This is a genomic window from Psychrobacter namhaensis (genome assembly GCF_016107545.1).
In the GTDB taxonomy this organism is placed as follows: domain Bacteria; phylum Pseudomonadota; class Gammaproteobacteria; order Pseudomonadales; family Moraxellaceae; genus Psychrobacter; species Psychrobacter namhaensis.
Genome location: NZ_JABASS010000008.1, coordinates 25,880 through 46,586, shown reverse-complemented (window position 1 = coordinate 46,586; position 20,707 = coordinate 25,880). Strand labels below are relative to the sequence as shown.

Sequence of the window (20,707 nt, the reverse complement as noted above, 5' to 3'; positions counted from 1 at the left end):
CTAATTAATTTATTAAAAAGGTGACCGCCAGCTACATGCTCATGCCAGCGCTTTTAGACTACTCATCAGTATTTGGTACTGGTTATCAGTATTGATGAATAGTCAGCGTCACTATGTTGCAATCTTTGTATGCCCGCCATCACCTACGTGTGGAGTTTAGCATTATGAGCCGAGGTACTCGCACCATCGAAATCTATCGCTACGATCCTGATCTGGACGCAGCGCCACGCATGCAAACGTATACGATTGAGCTTCTTGAGTCAGATCGTATGTTGCTTGACGTGTTATTACGCCTAAAAAAGGAAGATGAAACACTCACTTTCCGTCGCTCTTGCCGTGAAGGCATCTGTGGTTCTGATGGCATGAACATCAATGGTAAAAATGGTTTGGCATGTCTAATCAACATGAATACCTTGCCAGAAAAGGTAACCGTGCGTCCCCTGCCGGGTTTGCCAGTGGTTCGTGATTTGGTTGTCGACATGAACCAATTCTATGAGCAGTATGAAAAAGTACATCCGTACTTAATCAATGATCAGCCAGCACCGCCAACCGAGCGTTTGCAATCACCTGAACAGCGTGAAAAGCTAAACGGTCTGTACGAATGTATTTTGTGTGCATGTTGTTCAACCAGCTGCCCATCGTTCTGGTGGAACCCTGATAAATTCTTAGGTCCATCAGCGCTATTGCATGCTTATCGCTTCGTTGCTGATAGCCGTGATGGCGACACGCAAGCGCGCTTGGCTCGTTTAGACGATCCGTTTAGTTTGTTCCGTTGCCGCGGTATCATGAACTGTGTATCAGTTTGTCCAAAAGGCTTGAACCCAACCAAAGCAATTGGCCATCTACGCAGCCTGCTTATTGATCAAGCGGGTTAATCGTTTATAGTTGCAGCGTTTTTTGCAGATACTATATAAAAACACCACCTAGTGATTGGGTGGTGTTTTTTATTAGCAAAATTTTAAGAGGGTTCAAAATCTTTTCATTCGCTTGGGGCAGGGTTTATAGATGAAAACAATGCCCAGTAGCGTAGGTAATGCTGTACTAACAATACGTTGGTCGTATGTAAGAACACATGATATATGATCAAGCAAGCGATATACTTGCATGAGAAAATATGATCAAGCAAGCGATATGCTTGCATGAGAAAAAATGATTCACCAAGAGATGTTGACCACGTTAAATGTTAGAATACTGCCCAGTTATGCGAACGCGATACTTTGATGCGTCAGTCCCTGTTATTGAACGAAATAGCAGCACCAAAATAGCCAAGTGTGTGATAATGCGATTAGAATGATAGTAGATATTCATTACGTAAATACCTAGTATTGAACAAACAAACTATGGCACAAAAGCTAGGCGTGCTATTCTATACAGCAATGTATGCTTGACTAAAAAGTAGTAATGTCTCGGCAATGACAAAGAATTTCAGCAAAAATAGCCAATTTATAGGCTAGCTGACATCGTTGCTCATTTGCTCATAACGCATTATGAATAACTTGGTTATGACTGACGGTAGTATATATAAATTAATGTTGTGAAACGAGTCTGACTAGAAAACTGAACGTTCACAAATAGCAGTATTTTTTGTAGAAGTATGGCAATAACGCTTACTGAATACGGTTCAGCATAATTTATTATCGTAGTCAGTTATCGATAGAAGTAAGCCCTTTTTATCGAATAGTGATTAATAGTACCGGTCAACATACAACAGATTACTCAAGAATAAGCACGATTCCATTCATTTATCTATCAAATAGACGATTATTATGAATAGTATAACTAAAGAAGCCGCGAGCCTAGGACATACAGAGTTGGCTGCTGATAACGCCAGCTATGTAGAAGCTCTTTATGAGCAATACTTAAACGATCCTAATAGCGTTGATACAGATTGGCAAGCGTATTTTGAACAGTACAAATCGCCAAACGATGCTCAGCATAATGCTATTAAAGACCAGTTTTTATTGCTTGCCCGTAACCAGACCGCCAATAAGGGTGGTGTGCAAAATACGGATACCAATGTTAACCATGCCGCTGACTGTGCTGATCCCAAGCAAATGGGCGTACAACAGCTAATATCCGCCTATCGTCGCCGTGGTCACCGCCGTGCCCAGCTGGATCCGTTAGATCTACATCCACGGGCAGAAGTGGAAGATTTGACCCTTGCTTATCATAATCTCTCAGAAGCCGACCTTGATACCGTGTTTCCGACCAATGATTTAAATATTGGTAAGGATGAAGCGCCGTTACGTGAAATTATCGAAATCATGGAGCGGGTATACTGCCGTCACATTGGCGTCGAGTACATGCATGTCACCACCAGTACCGAAAAACGCTGGATGGAAAAGTATCTAGAAAGCAATTTAGGGTATATCAAGTTTGATAAAGAAAAACGCTTATCTATTCTAGAGCGTCTCACAGCAGCAGAAGGCTTAGAGAAATATCTGGCGCGTAAGTACACAGGTGTTAAGCGTTTTGGTTTAGAGGGTGGCGAAAGCTTTATTCCTGCTATCAATGAAATCATTCAACGTGCTGGCGGTTATGGTACCAAAGAGATGGTCATTGGTATGGCCCACCGTGGACGCCTCAACCTGTTGGTAAACATTTTAGGCAAAAATCCAGCGGATTTGTTTGATGAGTTCGACGGTAAAGTACAGCCAGAAAAAGGCTCAGGCGACGTAAAATACCATAACGGTTTTTCGTCTAATGTGATGACACCAGGCGGTGAGGTGCATTTAGCGTTGGCATTTAACCCATCACATCTTGAGATTGTCGCTCCCGTATTGCAGGGGTCAGTGCGCGCACGTCAGGTTCGTCGTAATGATGATCGCTTAATGGACAAAACCGACGGCAATTCAGTACTGCCAATCGTCATTCATGGCGATGCCGCCTTTGCTGGTCAAGGTGTGGTTCAAGAAACTTTCCAGATGTCACAAACCCGCGCTTATACCACAGGCGGTACGGTACATATTGTTATTAACAACCAAGTTGGCTTTACCACCAGCCGTCAAGACGATGCTCGTTCAACTGAGTACTGTACTGATGTGGCAAAAATGGTTCACGCGCCTATCTTGCATGTAAACAGTGATGACCCTGAGTCCGTCGTGTTCGCCGCTCAATTGGCGTTAGACTACCGTCATGAGTTTGGTAAAGATATTATTATTGATCTGTTCTGTTATCGCCGTAATGGCCATAACGAAGCGGATGAGCCATCAGCGACTCAGCCCCTAATGTATGCGGTCATTAAAAAGTTACCGACTGCCCGCACTATCTATGCACAAAAGCTTATTGAAGATGGTGTATTGAATGCAGAAGAAGAAAAACGGTACGAAGATGAATATCGTGAATCGTTAGACCGCGGTGATTATGTGGCCAATTCGCTAGTCAGTGAGCCTAATGAAGCCCTGTTTGTCGATTGGAAGCCTTATCTAGGTCATGATTTAGTCGATGAATGGGATACCAGTGTCGATATCGAGACGCTAAAAGGTTATGGACGTCGTATGGCGGAAATGCCAGAAGGCTATAAGCTACAACGTCAAGTCCAGAAGATGGTAGAGCAGCGTTTGGCCATGCAAACTGGCGAAGAGCCTTTAAACTGGGGTGCGGCTGAAACGTTAGCTTATGCGTCACTCGTAGATAACGATGAGGTGCTAGTACGTATTACTGGTGAAGATGTCGGCCGTGGTACGTTCTCACATCGTCATAGTGAAATCTACAATGTGAATGATGGCAGCATGTATGTGCCATTGGCTCATATGAGTGAGACGCAAGCGCGCTTTGCGACTTATAACTCATTGTTGTCAGAAGAAGCGGTGTTAGCCTTTGAATATGGTTATGCAACCACAGTACCAAACGCATTGATCGTTTGGGAAGCGCAGTTTGGTGACTTTGTTAACGGCGCACAGGTGGTGATTGACCAGTTCATCTCAAGTGGCGAAACCAAATGGCAACGTGTTTGTGGTCTGACCATGCTATTGCCACATGGCTTTGAAGGTCAAGGTCCTGAGCATTCTTCTGCCCGTCTTGAGCGCTTCTTACAGCTGTGTGCTGAAGACAATATGCAAGTGATTACGCCAACCACGCCGGCGCAAATTTATCATGCCCTGCGTCGTCAAGCGGTACGCCCAATTCGTAAACCGTTGATTGTTATGTCACCGAAGAGCTTGTTACGTCATAAATTGGCAACATCGAATCTAGAAGAGTTGGCTAACGGTAAATTTGAAACCGTGTTGCCAGAGATGGATGAGCACAACGCAGACAAAGTAACCCGCATGGTGCTATGTGGCGGTAAAGTTTATTATGATTTATTGGAGCAGCGTCGTGCTTTAGGTTTAGACCATGTCGCTATCGTTCGTATCGAGCAGCTCTATCCGTTGCCAGAGAAGCGTTTGATTGCTGAGATTGAGAAATACAGTAACTTAGCTGAGATCGTTTGGACGCAAGAAGAGCCGCTGAACCAAGGCGCTTGGTACTATTTGGCACCGCACATGTTCCGTATCGTCGTACCGCATCCAACCAAGGCAAAAGTCATGGAGCCGGTGGCACGTCCTCCTAGTGCAGCACCTGCGACAGGCTCACCAAAACTACACGCACAGCAGCAGCAAGCGTTGATCGCTGGTGGTCTTGGCATTAGTGTCGATGAGTTGTCTAAGTAACAGGCTATACAAGATAAATGAATCAGGCGATGACAGTCAGTATCCTTTAACCATCTAAGAATGACCCCTTAAAATGGTACTGACTGCCTATCACGACTTAATAATATACATATGAATATCCAAATCTAAGGAGTATATCGATGGCTGATATCAAAGCCCCCGTTTTTCCAGAATCGGTTGCCGATGGCACGATCGTTGAATGGCATGTCACTGAAGGTCAACAAGTAAATCGTGATGACCTATTGGCTGAAATTGAAACTGATAAAGTTGTATTAGAAGTGGTTGCACCGGATGATGGTGTCGTGACCAAAATCGTTAAGCAAGTTGATGATACGGTTTTGTCTGATGAGCTTATCGCTGAATTTGAAGCGGGTGCCAGCGCCAGTGCAGATTCTGCGCCTGCTGTAGATCCAGACCAACCAGCAGCGCCTGTACAAGCAAAACAAGCAGCCGATGGTGGCGAGCCTGTACAAGCAACAGATAAAAAAGACGAAGCCGATCACAAAGATCAAAGCCCAGCAGTACGTAAAGCGGCGAAAGAAAGCGGCGTAGATCCTAAAGAAGTTGAAGGTAGCGGTCGCGGTGGTCGTGTCACTAAGACTGATATGGCAAACCCAACATTGAAAGCGGACAGTAGCATTAAGTCTGATAGCGGCCGCCCAGTGGCTGAATCAATGGGTGAGCGTACTGAAAAACGTGTACCAATGACTCGTCTGCGTAAGCGTGTTGCTGAGCGTTTATTGTCAGCGTCACAAGATACAGCGATGTTAACAACGTTTAACGAAGTTAACATGAAGCCATTGATGGACATGCGTGCTAAGTACAAAGAGCAATTTGAGAAGCGCCATGGCGTCCGTCTAGGCTTTATGTCATTGTTTGTGAAAGCGGCGACAGAAGCGCTAAAACGTTTCCCAGCAGTGAATGCTTCACTAGACGGCGATGACATTGTTTATCATGGTTTTTATGACATCGGTGTGGCGGTGTCATCAGATCGCGGCTTAGTAGTTCCTGTATTGCGTGATACCGATCGCATGAGCATGGCAGATGTCGAAAGCCGTATCCGTGAGCTTGGTGGCTTGGCGCAAAAAGGCAAGCTTGGACTAGAAGATATGACTGGTGGCACATTCACCATTTCAAACGGCGGTGTATTTGGCTCATTGATGTCAACGCCTATCTTGAATCCACCCCAAACGGCTATTCTAGGGATGCATGCTATCAATGACCGCCCAATGGCAGTCGATGGTAAAGTTGAAATCTTACCAATGATGTATCTTGCACTCTCTTATGACCATCGTATGATTGATGGTAAAGAAGCCGTACAGTTCCTAGTAACGATCAAAGAGCTGGTTGAAGATCCAGCCATGTTACTACTAGACCTGTAAGCTGTTAAGCTTGTATTGGCAATCGCTGATACAAGCTTTTTAACTTTGGTATAGGTGTGAGTTCTAGCCATTTAACAGTCAATGAGTTAGTTGGCGTATTAAATTAATTTGGTCACTGTTGTGGGTAGTCATTTTTGAATGAAAAAGCGTCTCTTGCTAAGGTAGTGTATTAACTACTAACTGCAGAGATTATCTATTCATGAATGAGACAAACCTCAGTGTCAATAATAAGTAAAATTTGAAATAGGAACGTACTATGAAAGACAATTATGATCTAGTCGTCATCGGCGGCGGTCCTGGTGGTTATGAAGCGGCTATCCGTGCAGGTCAGTTGGGTATGAGCGTTGCTTGTATCGAAAAACGTGTTTATAAAGGCGAGCCTGCACTTGGCGGTACTTGTTTGAACGTTGGCTGTATCCCATCAAAAGCCCTACTTGACAGCTCGCATCGTTATGAAGCGACTAAGCATGACCTTGCTGAACATGGTATCAGCACAGGCGATGTCGCCATTGATATCGAGCAGATGATTGCGCGTAAAGAAGGTATTGTTAAGCAATTGACTGGCGGCGTTGCAGCGTTATTAAAAGGCAATGGCGTTGACTGGCTACAAGGCTGGGGCACATTGGTTGACGGTAAAGGCACTGACAAAAAAGTGAAGTTTACCGCTCTAGAAGACGAAAGCGAAACCACCATCACTGCTAAAAACGTGATTTTAGCGGCAGGTTCTGTACCAATCGAGATTCCTGTGGCCAAAACTGACGGCGATCACATCGTTGACTCTACAGGCGCGCTTGATTTCACAGAAGTACCTAAGCGTTTAGGCGTGATCGGTGCGGGCGTGATCGGTCTTGAGCTTGGTTCAGTATGGCGTCGTTTAGGGGCGGAAGTTGTTGTATATGAAGCGCTTCCAAGCTTCTTGGCCGCCGCTGACAAAGACATCTCAAAAGAAGCTGGCAAAATGCTGAAAAAGCAAGGTCTCGATATCCGTGTCGATACCAAAGTCACCAACGCTGAAGTCAAAGGCGATCAAGTGGTTGTCACTAGCGAAAATAAAGGTGAGTCGAGCGAGGAGAGCTTTGATAAGCTGATCGTTTGTGTTGGCCGCCGTGCTTATTCTGAAAAACTGCTTGGCGATGACAGTGGTATCACGTTGACTGAACGTGGTCTTATCGATGTGAATGATCAATGCAAAACCAACCTTGATGGTGTTTACGCCATTGGTGATTTGGTACGTGGTCCGATGCTTGCGCATAAAGCGATGGAAGAGGGCATGATGGCGGTTGAACGTATTCATGGCGAAAAAGCCCAAGTGAATTATGATACGATCATCAACGTTATCTATACGCATCCAGAGATTGCATGGGTTGGTTTGACTGAGCAAGAAGCTAGCGATGCTGGCTATGAAGTTAAAACAGGCTCGTTTAACTTAGCGGCTAACGGCCGTGCACTCGCTCAAAGCGAAGCGCAAGGTTCTATCAAAGTCGTTGCCGATGCCAAGACAGATCGCCTATTAGGTATGCACGCTATCTCTGCGGGCGCAGGTGACATCGTCCATCAAGGTATGATCGCGATGGAGTTTGTCTCTAGTATCGAAGATTTACAGCTTATGACGTTTGCCCATCCAACCATTTCAGAAGCCGTGCATGAAGCCGCACTATCTGCAGATGGCCGTGCTATTCACGCCATCCAGCGTAAAAAGCGTAAGAAATAAGTAGTTATTGTAATAAGTACCGACTTATAACCTGATCGTAGCGTCGCTATCAAAGTCATCGCTACGGTCATAAGTGCGCCAGATGTATAGCTAGCATGTATAGACGGCGCATTTGTTTTCACTTTTTATTAATTGTAAAAAATAAAGGATACAATCAATGAATTTACATGAGTATCAAGCAAAAGAGCTATTAAAAAGCTACGGATTGCCTATTCAAGAAGGCATCATTGCCCATAATGGCGACGAAGCTGCAGCGGCTTTTGATAAAACGCCAACTGATATTGCGGTTATCAAAGCGCAAGTACATGCAGGTGGTCGTGGTAAAGCTGGTGGTGTAAAACTGGTTAAAACTCGTGAAGAAGCGAAGCAAGTTGCTGAAGAGCTTATCGGTACTAACCTAGTAACTTTCCAAACTGACGCTGATGGTCAGCCAGTGAACTTTGTGTTGGTTGCAGAAGATATGTACCCAGTACAAACTGAGCTGTATCTTGGCGCAGTGGTTGATCGTGCGACTCGTCGCGTGACTTTCATGGCATCGACTGAAGGTGGTGTGGATATCGAAGAAGTGGCGCACAACACGCCAGAAAAAATCTTTAAAGTAAATGTTGATCCTTTAGTTGGTTTGATGCCTTTCCAAGCGCGTGATGTCGCGTTCAAGCTAGGCTTAGAAGGCAAGCAAATCAACCAGTTCGTTAAATTAATGACTGGCGCTTATAAAGCCTTTGTCGAAAACGACTTTGCGCTAATGGAAATCAACCCACTAGCGGTTCGTGAAAACGGCGAGATTGTTTGCGTTGATGGCAAAATCGGTATCGACTCAAACGCCCTTTATCGTCTGCCAAAAATCGCAGCGCTACAAGACAAAACCCAAGAAAATGAGCGTGAGCTTAAAGCGGCTGAGTTTGACCTAAACTACGTTGCTCTAGAAGGTAACATCGGTTGTATGGTAAACGGCGCTGGTCTTGCAATGGCGACGATGGACATCATCAAATTGTACGGCGGCAAGCCTGCTAACTTCTTAGACGTTGGCGGCGGGGCAACTAAAGATCGCGTTGTTGAAGCGTTCAAAATTATCCTAGAAGACAGCAGCGTTGAAGGCGTTCTTATCAACATCTTCGGTGGTATCGTACGTTGTGACATGATTGCAGAAGCCATTATTGCTGCTATCAAAGAAGTTGACGTAAAAGTACCTGTTGTTGTCCGTTTAGAAGGTAACAACGCTGAGAAAGGCGCGCAGATTCTAGAAGAGTCTGGTCTGAAATTGATTTCAGCTCAAGGCCTGTCTGATGCAGCTCAAAAAATTGTCGATGCTGTTAAAGCGTAAATCTATAAAAATAGTTGCTTAAGCCTAGTAGTCAAAGCGTAATAGCAACTTTTTGGCAAAAAATGAATCGTCATTCATGAATGATCGATACGCCATCAAGTTGCTATCACAAGACAACCGAATAAAGGAAAAAATAATGAGTGTATTAATCGATAAAGATACCAAAGTATTGGTACAAGGTTTCACTGGTAAAAACGGTACGTTCCATTCTGAACAAGCCATCGAATACGGTACCAAAGTTGTTGGCGGCGTGACCCCAGGTAAAGGCGGTCAAACGCACCTAGGTCTGCCAGTGTTCAACACTATGAGTGAGGCCATGGAAGCCACTCAAGCTGACGCTTCAGTTATCTATGTACCAGCACCATTTGTACTAGACTCTATCGTTGAAGCAATCGATGCAGGCGTCAAATTGATCGTTGTGATCACTGAAGGCGTACCTACTCTCGATATGCTAAAAGCCAAACGCTATCTTGAAGCTGCAGGCGACGTGCGTCTTGTTGGTCCTAACTGCCCAGGTGTTATCACGCCAGGCGAATGCAAAATCGGCATCATGCCAGGCCACATCCATCAGCCAGGTAAAGTGGGTATCATCTCACGCTCTGGTACATTGACGTATGAAGCCGTTGCACAAACCACTAAGCTTGGTTTTGGTCAGTCTACTTGTATCGGTATCGGTGGTGATCCGATCCCTGGTATGAACCAGATCGACGCGTTAAAATTGTTCCAAGACGATCCACAAACCGAAGCAATTATCTTAATCGGTGAGATCGGTGGTACGGCTGAAGAAGAAGCTGCTGCTTACATCAAAGATCATGTTACTAAGCCAGTGGTTGGTTATATCGCAGGTGTCACTGCTCCAGAAGGTAAGCGTATGGGTCATGCTGGCGCGATCATCTCTGGTGGTCAAGGTACTGCTGAAGAAAAATTCAAAGCCTTTGAAGATGCTGGTATCGCCTACACGCGTGACCCATCTAAACTTGGCGACAAGCTAAAAGAAGTGACAGGTTGGTAAAATAGGCAAAAGCCGATTAACTACCAAAACTGTGTTGAAATATTAAGAAGGCACCTCTACAATGGGGTGTCTTTTTTTGTACTGAAAATAATATTATGAAAAACAAGATATTAGTTACTGGTGGCGCAGGCTATATTGGCTCCCACACCTGTATCGCATTGCATGAAGCAGGATATGATATCGTAGTCTACGATAACTTATCTAATAGTAGCCGTGAAGCGATCAACCGTGTCTCTACTCTGATTGGACAGCCTATCTCCTTCATCAAAGGGGATATCCGCGATACAGAGTCATTGAAACAAGTGTTTTCTACCCATAATTTCTTTGGTGTCATACACTTTGCAGGGTTAAAGGCCGTTGGCGAATCAGTAGCCAAGCCGCTGCTTTACTATAACAATAATGTCAGTGGTACCATTAATTTATTAGAAGTCATGGCAGCTCATAATGTCAAAAACCTCGTTTTTTCTTCCTCCGCTACGGTCTACGGCGATCCTGATACCTTGCCTATCGATGAGACTGCCCCGCGTTCTTGTACCAATCCTTACGGGCAAAGCAAACTTGCAGTCGAGCGTATCTTAGAAGACCTAGCAGTCTCCGATGATGAGTGGAATTTAATTGCTCTCAGATACTTTAATCCCGTAGGTGCGCACCCCTCAGGGCAGATTGGTGAAGACTCTAATGATATCCCGAATAATTTAATGCCTTATATCTCCCAAGTAGCCGTTGGTAAACTTGATAAGCTCAGTATCTTCGGTAATGATTATTCTACCGTAGACGGCACCGGTGTCCGTGACTTTATTCATGTTACTGATTTGGCTCAAGGTCATGTGGCTGCATTGAGTTATCTAGAGCAAGCAAGAAGTCCAGAAAAAAACAATATAGATAAAACCAGTGTAAATAAAAAAGGCTCAGTAGGTTTCTTACCGATTAACCTAGGAACTGGCAAAGGCACCTCTGTACTAGAGTTATTGCAGGTATTTACTGAAGTGACTGGCAAGCCTATTCCTTATCAGTTTGTCGATCGCCGTGCAGGTGATATTGCCAGCTGTTATGCCAGTGCTGATAAAGCGAAAACATTATTAGGGTGGCAAGCAAATCTCTCTATTACTGATATGTGTCAAGATACTTGGCGTTGGCAGAGTATGAGTCCAGACGGTTATGCCACTACTTAGTATGGCTTTATAAGATATAAACTTATCTCACTATTACTTTAAAACAGTCTAAACACTATGAAAAAAATCACGCACGCTGTTATTCCTGTCGCAGGCTTTGGCACTCGTATGCTGCCACTGTCTAAATCAGTGCCCAAAGAGCTGCTGCCATTAGGCAATCGTCCTGCCATACACTATGTGGTTGAAGAGGCGATTGCCGCTGGGATCAAGCACATTGTCTTGGTCGGTCACGCGCAAAAAAGCGCGATTGAAAACTACTTTGATGTCAATGCTGAGCTGGATAACCAGCTGCGTCATAAAGGCAAAAACGAGCTGGCGGATAGTTTAAATTGGCTACCAGATGATGTGACGGTGTCCATGATACGTCAAGGTAAAGCGTTAGGTTTAGGGCATGCAGTGCTGGCAGCGCGCCCCATTATCGGTGAGCACGACTTTGCCGTGTTATTGCCGGATGTGGTGCTCGATCCATTTACGACCGATGCTGCTACCGATAATTTGGCCTTTATGATTGACGCTTTTCATAAAGATAACCATTCACAAATATTGGTGGATAAAGTAGCAGATGAAGATGTTCATAAATACGGTATTGCCAAGCTGAGCGGTGCTGGCAATGTGGATGAGCAAGCGGATGTGAATGTCAGCTTTAAAGTGGCAGGGTTTGTCGAAAAGCCCAGCTTAGCAGAGGCACCCTCAAAGCTGGCAGTGGTGGGACGCTATGTGTTTAGCAACCAGATCTTTGATTATTTAGCCAATACGACTGCCTCAGTCGGCGGCGAGATACAGCTCACCGATGCCATTGATGCACTGATTAGTAAGTATGGCGTAAACGTAACAACCATGTGCGGTGATAGCTATGATGCAGGTGATATGCGCTCTTATATGCAAGCCTTTATTTACTTTGCCGAGCAGCAATTAGCGGATGAAGAGTAGCTGATGGATGAGTTAAAGGATAACAAAAAAGGATTTACCAGCGCTCGCAGCTCTAAACACTGGCAGCAATTACAAACGCTGGCTAAGCAGCAATGGTCACTGGCCTCCTTGTTCGCACAAGACGCCAATCGTGCTACGCGCTTTAGTACGCAGGCAGGCGCGCTGTATATGGACTATAGTAAACAGTGTATCGATGAGGAGGTACTAGACACTCTGTTGCAGCTAGCTGTGAGCTGTGAGCTGTCAGTGCGGGTTGAGGCGCTTATGCAAGGCGCTATGGTAAACACCAGTGAGCAGCGTGCGGCGCTCCATACGGCGCTGCGTCTACCAGACACAGCAGCGCTGCAGGTCGAGGGTCAAGATGTGGTGGCTGACGTGCATCATAGCTTGGCGCAGGTAGCAAGACTGTCCGAGCGAGTTCGTCATGGTACGTGGCGTGGATTTTCAGGTAAAGCCGTTACGGATGTGGTGAACATTGGGGTTGGTGGCTCTGACCTTGGACCGCTCATGGCGACTAACGCCCTAGATGAATGGGCGGATACAGAGATTGAGGTGCATTTTGTTTCTAACATGGATGGCACCCAGCTTGATAACCTACTCAGACATCTCAATCCTGAGACGACCTTATTTATTATCTCATCCAAGTCTTTTGGTACGGTGGATACGTTGTCCAATGCTAAGACAGCATTATCCTGGTTGCTTGCTACTGCCAAGCTGAGGGCGGGTACTGAAGACAGCGTATTACGTCGGCACTTCATTGGTATTTCGGCCAATAGTGAAAAAATGAATGCATGGGGTATTCATCCTGAGCATCAGTTGCAGCTTTGGGAGTGGGTCGGTGGTCGCTTTTCTTTATGGTCAGCGATTGGACTGGCGATTGCCATTCGGATTGGCATGCCTAGGTTCAAGGAGCTATTGAGCGGTGCTCACAGTATGGATGAGCATTTTGCTGAAACCGATTTTGCAGAGAACTTACCAGTGCTTTTGGGTTTGCTCGCCGTATGGAACAGTACCTTTTTACAGGTGAATGCTCATACCGTGTTGCCTTATGATGGCCGTTTAAGCTACTTGCCGAGCTACTTAACCCAGCTTGAGATGGAGAGTAACGGTAAGTCGGTTACCCAGCACGGCAATCACATTGACTACGATACTTGTCCGATTCTGTGGGGTGAGATAGGATCAAACGCCCAGCATGCCTTTTATCAACTGCTACACCAAGGCACACAGCAGGTTTCTTGTGACTTTATCGCTTGTGTACGCCGTTATAGTGATAAGGTACCAAACGCGCCATTACAGCAGCAACATGAATTGTCCTTAGCCAACTGTCTGGCACAAAGCCGAGTATTGGCCTTTGGTAATACTGCCGTTGCAGATATCGCTTGTGCTAAAGCGGATTCTGAGGCAGACAAGTATAAGTACTACCGAGGTAATCAGCCGTCAACCACCTTACTGATCGATGAGCTCACCCCGCATAGTTTAGGGGCGCTGATTGCGCTTTATGAGCATAAGGTGTATGTCATGGCCAGTGTCTGGGATATCAATCCATTTGATCAATGGGGCGTTGAGATGGGCAAACAAATGGCGGAGTCTGTGCATGATGCCATGCAGTATGAGGTTGACGAAGGACGGTTTGATACCTCCACCGATCAGTTGCTACGGCACATTAAACGGCTCTCCTAGTGGTGATGCTGATACGTGAATAATATTAAAAGGTAACCGCATGAGCGCTGATGTCACAGACGAACAAAACGACGAATCTAAAGCGAATCCGCTTAAAAATTCTATTATGAACGCTAGCGTCTGCGTACTCGTCGGACATAGTATTGAAGCCATTACCAGTGCGGTCGTACTGGCAAGCTTGGGTCAGCGTATTCATTTGTATGCAGATAGCGCTTTGTTAAAGCAACAGATACAGCAGTATGGCTTTGAGCATCATTTACAAGCACTATGGCAAATGTACGAGCAACAGCATATTATTGTTAGTCACGCGTTGCCAGATAATGCCGACAAGCTCATACAGCGCTATGAAAAGCCAAATTGTGATAACAGCGGTGATGTTGACGAAAATAGTGATAGTGATGAGCCGCAAACCGTTGCGCTGTACTGGTTATTTTTAAACAGTATTCAGTCAGTATGGACGGAAGATAGCTGGGTTACTGCTTTTAACCACAGTCATCAGCAAGCAACACCGCTAATTATGAGCGGTATTGAGCAGCTGGGCCGTGTCACAGCACTGGCTCAGCGCCTGCAGCGTGCGTGGGTATACTATATACCATTTGTATTCCTACAAGATGGCGATGCTTATAGCTCGATGTTAAACCCTTCATTGTGGTTACTTGGTGAAAAAACAGCGGACAGTAGCCAGCACTTAGAGGTATTGAAGCCTATCATGCAGCATGCGCGCGCTGCTCATTACACTGATATCGCCACGATAGAGTTTGCTCGTAGTAGTATTATGGCGATGCTGGCGACGCGCGTGAGCTTTATGAACGAGATGTCACGTTTGGCGGATAGCCAACAGGTGGATATCAAGCAAGTGAGCCATATTATGGGCTTAGATGAGCGGGTGGGCAGCAGTTACCTACAAGCGGGTTGGGGGTTTGGTGGTAACACGCTACCGACTGAGTTGTCTAAACTACAGCAATCAAGCGCCTCTCACAGTTTAGACATGCCGCTATTGCACTCGATTATGCACATCAATGAAGACCAAAAAGAGCTGATATTCCGTAAGTTTTGGCAGTATTTTAATGGTTTTATTGACAACAGAACAGTGATGATCTGGGGTGGTAGTTATAAGACAGGCTCAGGGCGTACGGCGGGCTCCGCCATTCATCCATTATTAGCGTTATTATGGTCTTATAATATTCGTACTTTGGTTTATAGTGATAAAGCACAACCTGAACTTGCAGCGCTCTATCCGCAGCAACCCCTGCTTGAATTGATTGCCAGCCCTTACCAGCAGCTTAATGAGGCGCAGGCCATTTTTATTATGAGCTGGGCACCACAAGAGCAGTTGGATATTGCAAAAATCAATCAGCAAGCGATGCCAATATTTGATGCGAGAAATGCGTTGACGCGGCGGCAAATTAATCACCTAGTAGGCGACTATATGGGGATTGGTCGGTCTAAATAATCCCGTCAAACCCTGCTTTGATTGAGAAAGGCTCGCTAATAACCGTTAGCGAGCCTTTTTTATTTGCAACTAAACACAGCCGTTTAATAATTTAGTTAGCCAATTCATCTTAAAAATACTGTTTAAAGGGTTTTTATCTTGAACTGACTGTATAACTTTAAGCTGGTATGGCTCCTTGTGCTGCCAACCACTGCTCAATCTCTTGAGTCTTGGTGGCTAACAATGCTGCATCGCCGCGACTCTCTATATTGAGCCTGATAAGCGGTTCAGTATTCGACGCGCGTAAGTTAAAGCGCCAATCACCGAAATTGAGACTGAGGCCATCCAGTGTCGATTTAGTGGGGTTTTCTGGGCCAAACTTACTTTCAATAGCGCTAATAATGGTGGGCGCATCGTGAGTGGTGAGGCGAAAGTTTCGCTCGCCCGAGCTGGGGTAAGCTTGGATATAGCCTGTGACCAACTCAGACAATGTTTTACCTGTAATAGACAATAACTCAATGGTGAGTAGCCATGGAATCATACCGCTGTCGCAATAGAAGAAGTCGCGAAAATAGTGATGAGCGGACATCTCGCCCCCATACACCGCCCCAGAATCACGCATGACTTGCTTGATAAAGGAGTGTCCAGACTTACTGATAACGGCCTTACCCTTGTATTCTTTAACCACCGCCTCGGTATTGTAGATCACTCTTGGGTCATAGACGATCGACTCAGCTGGGTATTTATTCAAAAATGCTTGTGCCAGCATACCCACCACGTAGCTGCCATCAATAAACTCGCCATTTTCATCAAACAAGAAACAACGGTCAAAATCGCCATCGAAGGCAATACCAAGATCGGCATTGTTTTTTAACACGGCTTGCTGAGTTGCGATTCTATTGGCTGCAATCATTGGATTGGGAATACCGTTAGGGAAGCTACCATCAGGGGTATGATGGAGTTTAATGATCTCAATTGGTGCGTCCGCTTGTCTCAGCTTGTCGGTCAATAAATCAACCACGGGACCCGCGCTGCCATTGCCTGAATTAATCACCAGTTTTAGCGGTTTGAGTTTATCAGTATCGATAAAGCTCATCACGTGATTGATATAAGGGCTTTTATCTGTCAATAGCTGCAAGTTGCCGGATGGCTTATCCGTAGTAAACAATCCAGACTCTGCCAGTGCTTGAATCTCTGCCAAACCATCATCGGCGCTGATTGGTTTTGAATACTCTTTCACCAACTTTAAGCCATTGTAATTAATGGGATTGTGACTTGCTGTGACTTCAATGCCGCCTAACGCTTTATAATGACTGGTGGCAAAGTACACCTCTTCTGTACCGGTCATACCCAAATCGATGACGTCAACGCCAGCGTCTAGCATACCGGTAATAGTGGCCTGTTTTAATGGTTCACTTGAATGGCGAATATCGCTACCAATAACGATAACAGGCTGTAGACTGCTCATGTCGCTGGTTTGGGTGTCAGCCATGGTGTCATAGTGCCTAGACAATATCTGTGCAAAGGCTCGTCCTATACGATAAGCAATGTCTTCATCAAGATTGACCCCAAGCTCACCGCGTATATCATAAGCCTTAAACGAATCGATAGTAATGGGACTGAATTTCGCTGCTGGTTGATAGCCAGTGTTCGCTGAAGTGGACATAATGATAAGTTTCCTTGCGTGTGAGCAATGGTAAAATGAAGAAGTAAATAGCACAATGATAAGTCTATCAGGGTTCAATGATACACTATCATTAACTGTCTGAAAAAACGTTAAATTATAAGAGCAACCCTTATGAGTACAATAGACAATACCCCTAAAGCACCCAAACCCGCGCAAGGGACGCCAGACGCAAGCGGGCAACTGGCAGATCTTCTAGCGTTGATGGCGCGGCTGCGTGCCGATTGCCCATGGGATAAAAAACAGACCAATCATAGCTTAATTCCGTATGCCATTGAAGAGGCCTATGAGTTGGGCGAGGCTGTCCAGAGCGATGACGATGAGGATATCAAAGGTGAGCTTGGTGATGTGCTACTGCAAGTGGTTTTTCATTGTCAGATGTACGCTGAGCAAGGCCGCTTTGATATGAAGGACGTCATTACCACTTTACAAGAGAAGCTGATTTGCCGGCATCCGCATGTGTTTGAAGCCGAAACGCTCAAAGATGATGCTGCGGTAAAAGTACGCTGGGATGAGATTAAAGCAGAGGAGCAGCAAGCCCGCCTAGCACGCGGCAAAACGCCACGCCGTTTAGATGAAGTCAAAGCAGGTAGCGCTTTGATGCAAGCACAGGATGTACAAAAGCAGGCATCAGCATTGGGTTTTGATTGGGACGGTGTCAGCGGGGCTTTTGATAAGTTGGATGAAGAGGTTGCTGAGTTAAAGGCTGAGCTCACAAATAAGTCCAACGTTGAAATCAAAGCCAACATCAGAGAAATAGAAAAAGAGCTGGGCGATTGTATGTTCGCGCTCGTCAATGTCGCTCGTAAACTGAACCTAGATGCAGAAACCGCCACCTTGACCTGCGTGCATAAGTTTAAATCACGTTTTGGTTACATCGAAGAGCAGCTAGCAGTGGCTGGCAAGGGTTTAGAGGACAGCGATATCACAGAGATGGATGCATTGTGGGAAGCGGCCAAACGACATGAACGTTCATCATAAAGCCTCGTCTGTTAGCTCAACAACGACGGTGACACTCACCATGGCTCTTGGTCTTGTGGGACTCATATGCGTCGCTATGATGCCTATTAGTGCTAACGCTGCGCCCTGTTTCGATAGTCCTCAGCGTGCCTATGACTATTTGCTCGCAAAAGAAGCGTCAGCCATACAAGCGCGTGAGCAAAAGATCATTAACATCAATCGTGCTAGCGAAGGTGAGTTGGTGTCTTTAAACGGTATTGGCAGCAGTAAAGCACAGGCAATTGTTTTATACCGTGAGATGTTTGGCGATTTTAAAACCGTCGATGAATTAACAAAAGTCAAAGGGATCGGTACAAAAACCGTCGAGAAAAATCGAGAACGTTTAAGCGTGCAGGATTGATCGCCCTATTTTGCAGCAATCAGCCCAATATTGACAAAATAGCACGTAAGTAGATGTCATAACACACCCAGCACGCCCAAAATTTGTTAAACTAGCAGGTACATCCGCCTGATAAACGCTGTGTTCGTCAGAGGTGGTCAAAGAATACCGGCGAGGAGTAGATGCATGGCCGAGCGTGCCGCCAAGCAGTTAGAACTGAATAAATCTGAATTACCCAATTCCATTACTGAAGTGATTGCCACATTGACCCGAGCTGGGTTTGATGCCTATATCGTCGGTGGTGGTGTGCGCGATACCTTATTGGGTCTACGCCCGAAAGACTTTGATGCCGTCACCGACGCCAAGCCGCATGAAATCAAAGATGTTTTTGGTAAGCGTTGCCGTATTATCGGTCGCCGCTTTCAATTAGCGCATGTGTATTCAGGCAGAGAATTGATTGAAGTGGCGACTTTTCGTGGCCCACCAACCAGTGATGCCAATACCAATCGAGACGGTATGATCCTGCGTGACAACGTTTGGGGGGACATCAAACAAGATTTCTCTCGTCGCGACTTTTCTATCAATGCGCTTTATTATCAGCCGCTCAAAGGGGTGGTTCACGATTTTTGCGGTGCGCTTGAAGACATTGATAATAAAATCATTCGTCTGTTGGGCAACGCGCCTGTACGGATTGAAGAAGATCCAGTACGGTTGTTACGTGCGCTACGTTTTAAAGCCAAGTTGGGCTTTGAATTTGATGACGCGCTGGCATCGCAGTTTCATGATGGTAATTGGGCGCTGCTTGAGCAGATATCGCCGCATCGTCTCTATGATGAGACGCAAAAAATGTTTACGGGCGGCTATCTGGTGCCGTTATTGCCATTATTGTTTGAGTCGGGTGCGATTGATAGCTTAATCATTTATCCCCCGTCTGAGCCAAGCGCCTTAGTGAACCAAGTAGCGATTAATACCGACAAACGTATTGCGGCGGGCAAGAGCATCAATCCTGCGTTCTTTTATGCGGCGCTACTGTGGGAAAATTACTTGCATCAATTGGCAAAAGCCAAAAAGCGCAATATGCCGTTCGCTGAAGCACAGATGCATGCCGCTACCAAAGTCATCGATCGTCAACGTATTAAGACGGCGATTCCCAAATTTGCTGAGCAGTTTATCCGTGATATCTGGATATTGCAGCCGAGACTTGCCGCCCCGCGTAGCAAACAAATCGTCCAACTCTCTGAGCACCCACGCTTCCGAGCGGGTTTTGACTTTTTGTTATTGCGTGAGCAGTGCGGTGATGCCGAGCATCCACTGTCAGAGTCGACCAATGGCATGGGCGACTGGTGGCAAACGTATCAGACCTTGTCTGAACAAGAACAACAGCAAGCGATTGATGAGTTTGATGAAAATATTCGACGAGGCGCTTATAAAAAGGGGCAACGTGGTCGTGGTCGCAATCGGCAAAAACCAGAAGTAAATACCACTGATAATTCCACCTCTCATCAAAGCAGTACAAAGCCAAACCAAGTTAAGGATAGTATGGAGAAGAGTGGGAATAAACAGACAATGCTAAACGATCCAGCAAATATCCCAGCACGCCGTCGCCGCGCTGCAAGTCAATCTAACGCTAGTCGTAATGACAGCAAAGCGCATATGACGCAGCAGGTAAAACAAGACAGTAGTGAGCTTGCTCAGCTACAGCAGTTGTCTCTAGCTAGCAGTAACCAATCGGCAAACAAACGCCGTGATGCAAAGCCTGCGCCCTTGTTTGTCATAGAGCATGAAAAAGTCGTACCACCGCTGCAAAAGCAACTACCTAATGACAAAGACTCACAGCCTAAGCGTAATCAGGCGACAACGCAGAAAAAAGCAGCCACTCAGCAGGCACCGGCTGAAAAAGAGCCAAATAGTCAGGTTGCAAAATCTGCTACTAAAAGTGAACGCTCAAATACTGCCCAGTTGTCTAACGACCAGCAGTCAGCGGCTAAACCGGCACCTACGACGCGCTCAGTAGCAAGATCGCCTGCACTAGTCAGCATGAATAACGAGCCGATTCCGCATAAGCGCCGCCGTCGTCAGCCCTCTGTCGATAGTACGAGCAGTGTCGAGACGCAAGGTGATGACAAACAAGCGCAAACGCCTGCGAAGTATGCGAAAAAGCAACCTAAGCCCGCGGTGCAACCGACTGATAAAGCTGACGCTAAAAAATCCGCCAAAGCAACCACAGCAAAACCTACTAAAACCAGTCAAACGGCTAGTACTCAGACTGCGGCTATAAAGGTGAACGACAATAAAGGCCCCGTGCCATCCAAGCGTCGCCGTCGCCAACCCAGCATTGATAAGGCTTAATGTCATTAGTGTAGAGTACAGATAGGTGAGTAAAGTGATA

The 20,707-nt window shown here is 45.8% G+C and carries 14 protein-coding genes; 13 read left to right on the top strand and 1 reads right to left on the bottom strand.

What is annotated here, in order from left to right; all coding sequences use genetic code 11:
• Positions 1 to 164 precede the first annotated feature (164 nt).
• From JFC06_RS07670 to JFC06_RS07625, 10 genes are all read left to right on the top strand, one after another.
• The gene (locus JFC06_RS07670; RefSeq protein WP_193005827.1) at positions 165 to 875 is read left to right on the top strand and encodes a succinate dehydrogenase iron-sulfur subunit; all 711 of its coding nucleotides are present in this window, start codon (positions 165 to 167) and stop codon (positions 873 to 875) included.
• Between the two features lie 891 nt (positions 876 to 1,766).
• Positions 1,767 to 4,652: a 2-oxoglutarate dehydrogenase E1 component gene (locus tag JFC06_RS07665; RefSeq protein ID WP_198334574.1), complete on the top strand. Its 2,886-nt coding sequence runs from the start codon at positions 1,767 to 1,769 to the stop codon at positions 4,650 to 4,652.
• Between the two features lie 140 nt (positions 4,653 to 4,792).
• Positions 4,793 to 6,034: a 2-oxoglutarate dehydrogenase complex dihydrolipoyllysine-residue succinyltransferase gene (gene odhB / locus JFC06_RS07660; RefSeq protein WP_198334573.1), complete on the top strand. Its 1,242-nt coding sequence runs from the start codon at positions 4,793 to 4,795 to the stop codon at positions 6,032 to 6,034.
• Positions 6,035 to 6,290: 256 nt separating this feature from the next.
• Positions 6,291 to 7,745 carry a dihydrolipoyl dehydrogenase gene (gene lpdA, locus JFC06_RS07655; RefSeq protein WP_198334572.1) on the top strand — a complete coding sequence of 485 codons (1,455 nt, stop codon included), beginning with the start codon at positions 6,291 to 6,293 and terminating at the stop codon, positions 7,743 to 7,745.
• A gap of 157 nt (positions 7,746 to 7,902) precedes the next feature.
• Positions 7,903 to 9,069: an ADP-forming succinate--CoA ligase subunit beta gene (gene sucC / locus JFC06_RS07650; RefSeq protein ID WP_193005831.1), complete on the top strand. Its 1,167-nt coding sequence runs from the start codon at positions 7,903 to 7,905 to the stop codon at positions 9,067 to 9,069.
• Positions 9,070 to 9,205: 136 nt separating this feature from the next.
• The gene (sucD, locus tag JFC06_RS07645; RefSeq protein WP_198334571.1) at positions 9,206 to 10,081 is read left to right on the top strand and encodes a succinate--CoA ligase subunit alpha; all 876 of its coding nucleotides are present in this window, start codon (positions 9,206 to 9,208) and stop codon (positions 10,079 to 10,081) included.
• A 95-nt stretch (positions 10,082 to 10,176) separates the two neighbouring features.
• Positions 10,177 to 11,253 (top strand): UDP-glucose 4-epimerase GalE, encoded by a 1,077-nt coding sequence (gene galE, locus JFC06_RS07640; protein ID WP_198334570.1) that lies wholly within the window; start codon positions 10,177 to 10,179, stop codon positions 11,251 to 11,253.
• A gap of 57 nt (positions 11,254 to 11,310) precedes the next feature.
• A complete protein-coding gene (locus JFC06_RS07635; RefSeq protein ID WP_198334569.1) occupies positions 11,311 to 12,183 on the top strand; it encodes a UTP--glucose-1-phosphate uridylyltransferase in 873 nt (290 codons plus the stop codon).
• A 3-nt stretch (positions 12,184 to 12,186) separates the two neighbouring features.
• The gene (gene pgi, locus JFC06_RS07630) at positions 12,187 to 13,863 is read left to right on the top strand and encodes a glucose-6-phosphate isomerase (protein WP_198334568.1); all 1,677 of its coding nucleotides are present in this window, start codon (positions 12,187 to 12,189) and stop codon (positions 13,861 to 13,863) included.
• A gap of 106 nt (positions 13,864 to 13,969) precedes the next feature.
• Complete coding sequence (locus JFC06_RS07625) at positions 13,970 to 15,316, top strand: UDP-glucose/GDP-mannose dehydrogenase family protein (RefSeq protein WP_404815031.1); 1,347 nt, start codon at positions 13,970 to 13,972, stop codon at positions 15,314 to 15,316.
• A 157-nt stretch (positions 15,317 to 15,473) separates the two neighbouring features.
• Here the strand turns inward: JFC06_RS07625 and JFC06_RS07620 are convergent, their stop codons facing one another.
• On the bottom strand, positions 15,474 to 16,961 hold the full coding sequence (locus JFC06_RS07620) for a phosphohexomutase domain-containing protein (protein WP_198334567.1): 1,488 nt from the start codon (positions 16,959 to 16,961) through the stop codon (positions 15,474 to 15,476).
• A 132-nt stretch (positions 16,962 to 17,093) separates the two neighbouring features.
• On the opposite strand from JFC06_RS07620, the gene mazG reads away from it, so the two are divergent.
• From mazG to pcnB, 3 genes are all read left to right on the top strand, one after another.
• Entirely contained in the window at positions 17,094 to 17,960 is an 867-nt protein-coding gene (gene mazG / locus JFC06_RS07615) for a nucleoside triphosphate pyrophosphohydrolase (protein ID WP_198334566.1), read from the top strand.
• Positions 17,944 to 18,339 (top strand): ComEA family DNA-binding protein, encoded by a 396-nt coding sequence (locus tag JFC06_RS07610; RefSeq protein WP_406947932.1) that lies wholly within the window; start codon positions 17,944 to 17,946, stop codon positions 18,337 to 18,339. Before mazG ends, JFC06_RS07610 begins: the two co-directional genes overlap by 17 nt.
• Before the next feature lie 165 nt (positions 18,340 to 18,504).
• Complete coding sequence (gene pcnB / locus JFC06_RS07605) at positions 18,505 to 20,667, top strand: polynucleotide adenylyltransferase PcnB (RefSeq protein ID WP_198334565.1); 2,163 nt, start codon at positions 18,505 to 18,507, stop codon at positions 20,665 to 20,667.
• Positions 20,668 to 20,707 lie beyond the last annotated feature (40 nt).

Coding starts and splice junctions, on each gene's coding strand:
- JFC06_RS07670 (WP_193005827.1), top strand. CDS start 165: ATGAGCCGAGGTACTCGCACCATCGAAATCTATCGCTACGATCCTGAT.
- JFC06_RS07665 (WP_198334574.1), top strand. CDS start 1,767: ATGAATAGTATAACTAAAGAAGCCGCGAGCCTAGGACATACAGAGTTG.
- odhB (WP_198334573.1), top strand. CDS start 4,793: ATGGCTGATATCAAAGCCCCCGTTTTTCCAGAATCGGTTGCCGATGGC.
- lpdA (WP_198334572.1), top strand. CDS start 6,291: ATGAAAGACAATTATGATCTAGTCGTCATCGGCGGCGGTCCTGGTGGT.
- sucC (WP_193005831.1), top strand. CDS start 7,903: ATGAATTTACATGAGTATCAAGCAAAAGAGCTATTAAAAAGCTACGGA.
- sucD (WP_198334571.1), top strand. CDS start 9,206: ATGAGTGTATTAATCGATAAAGATACCAAAGTATTGGTACAAGGTTTC.
- galE (WP_198334570.1), top strand. CDS start 10,177: ATGAAAAACAAGATATTAGTTACTGGTGGCGCAGGCTATATTGGCTCC.
- JFC06_RS07635 (WP_198334569.1), top strand. CDS start 11,311: ATGAAAAAAATCACGCACGCTGTTATTCCTGTCGCAGGCTTTGGCACT.
- pgi (WP_198334568.1), top strand. CDS start 12,187: ATGGATGAGTTAAAGGATAACAAAAAAGGATTTACCAGCGCTCGCAGC.
- JFC06_RS07625 (WP_404815031.1), top strand. CDS start 13,970: ATGAACGCTAGCGTCTGCGTACTCGTCGGACATAGTATTGAAGCCATT.
- JFC06_RS07620 (WP_198334567.1), bottom strand. CDS start 16,961: ATGTCCACTTCAGCGAACACTGGCTATCAACCAGCAGCGAAATTCAGT.
- mazG (WP_198334566.1), top strand. CDS start 17,094: ATGAGTACAATAGACAATACCCCTAAAGCACCCAAACCCGCGCAAGGG.
- JFC06_RS07610 (WP_406947932.1), top strand. CDS start 17,944: ATGAACGTTCATCATAAAGCCTCGTCTGTTAGCTCAACAACGACGGTG.
- pcnB (WP_198334565.1), top strand. CDS start 18,505: ATGGCCGAGCGTGCCGCCAAGCAGTTAGAACTGAATAAATCTGAATTA.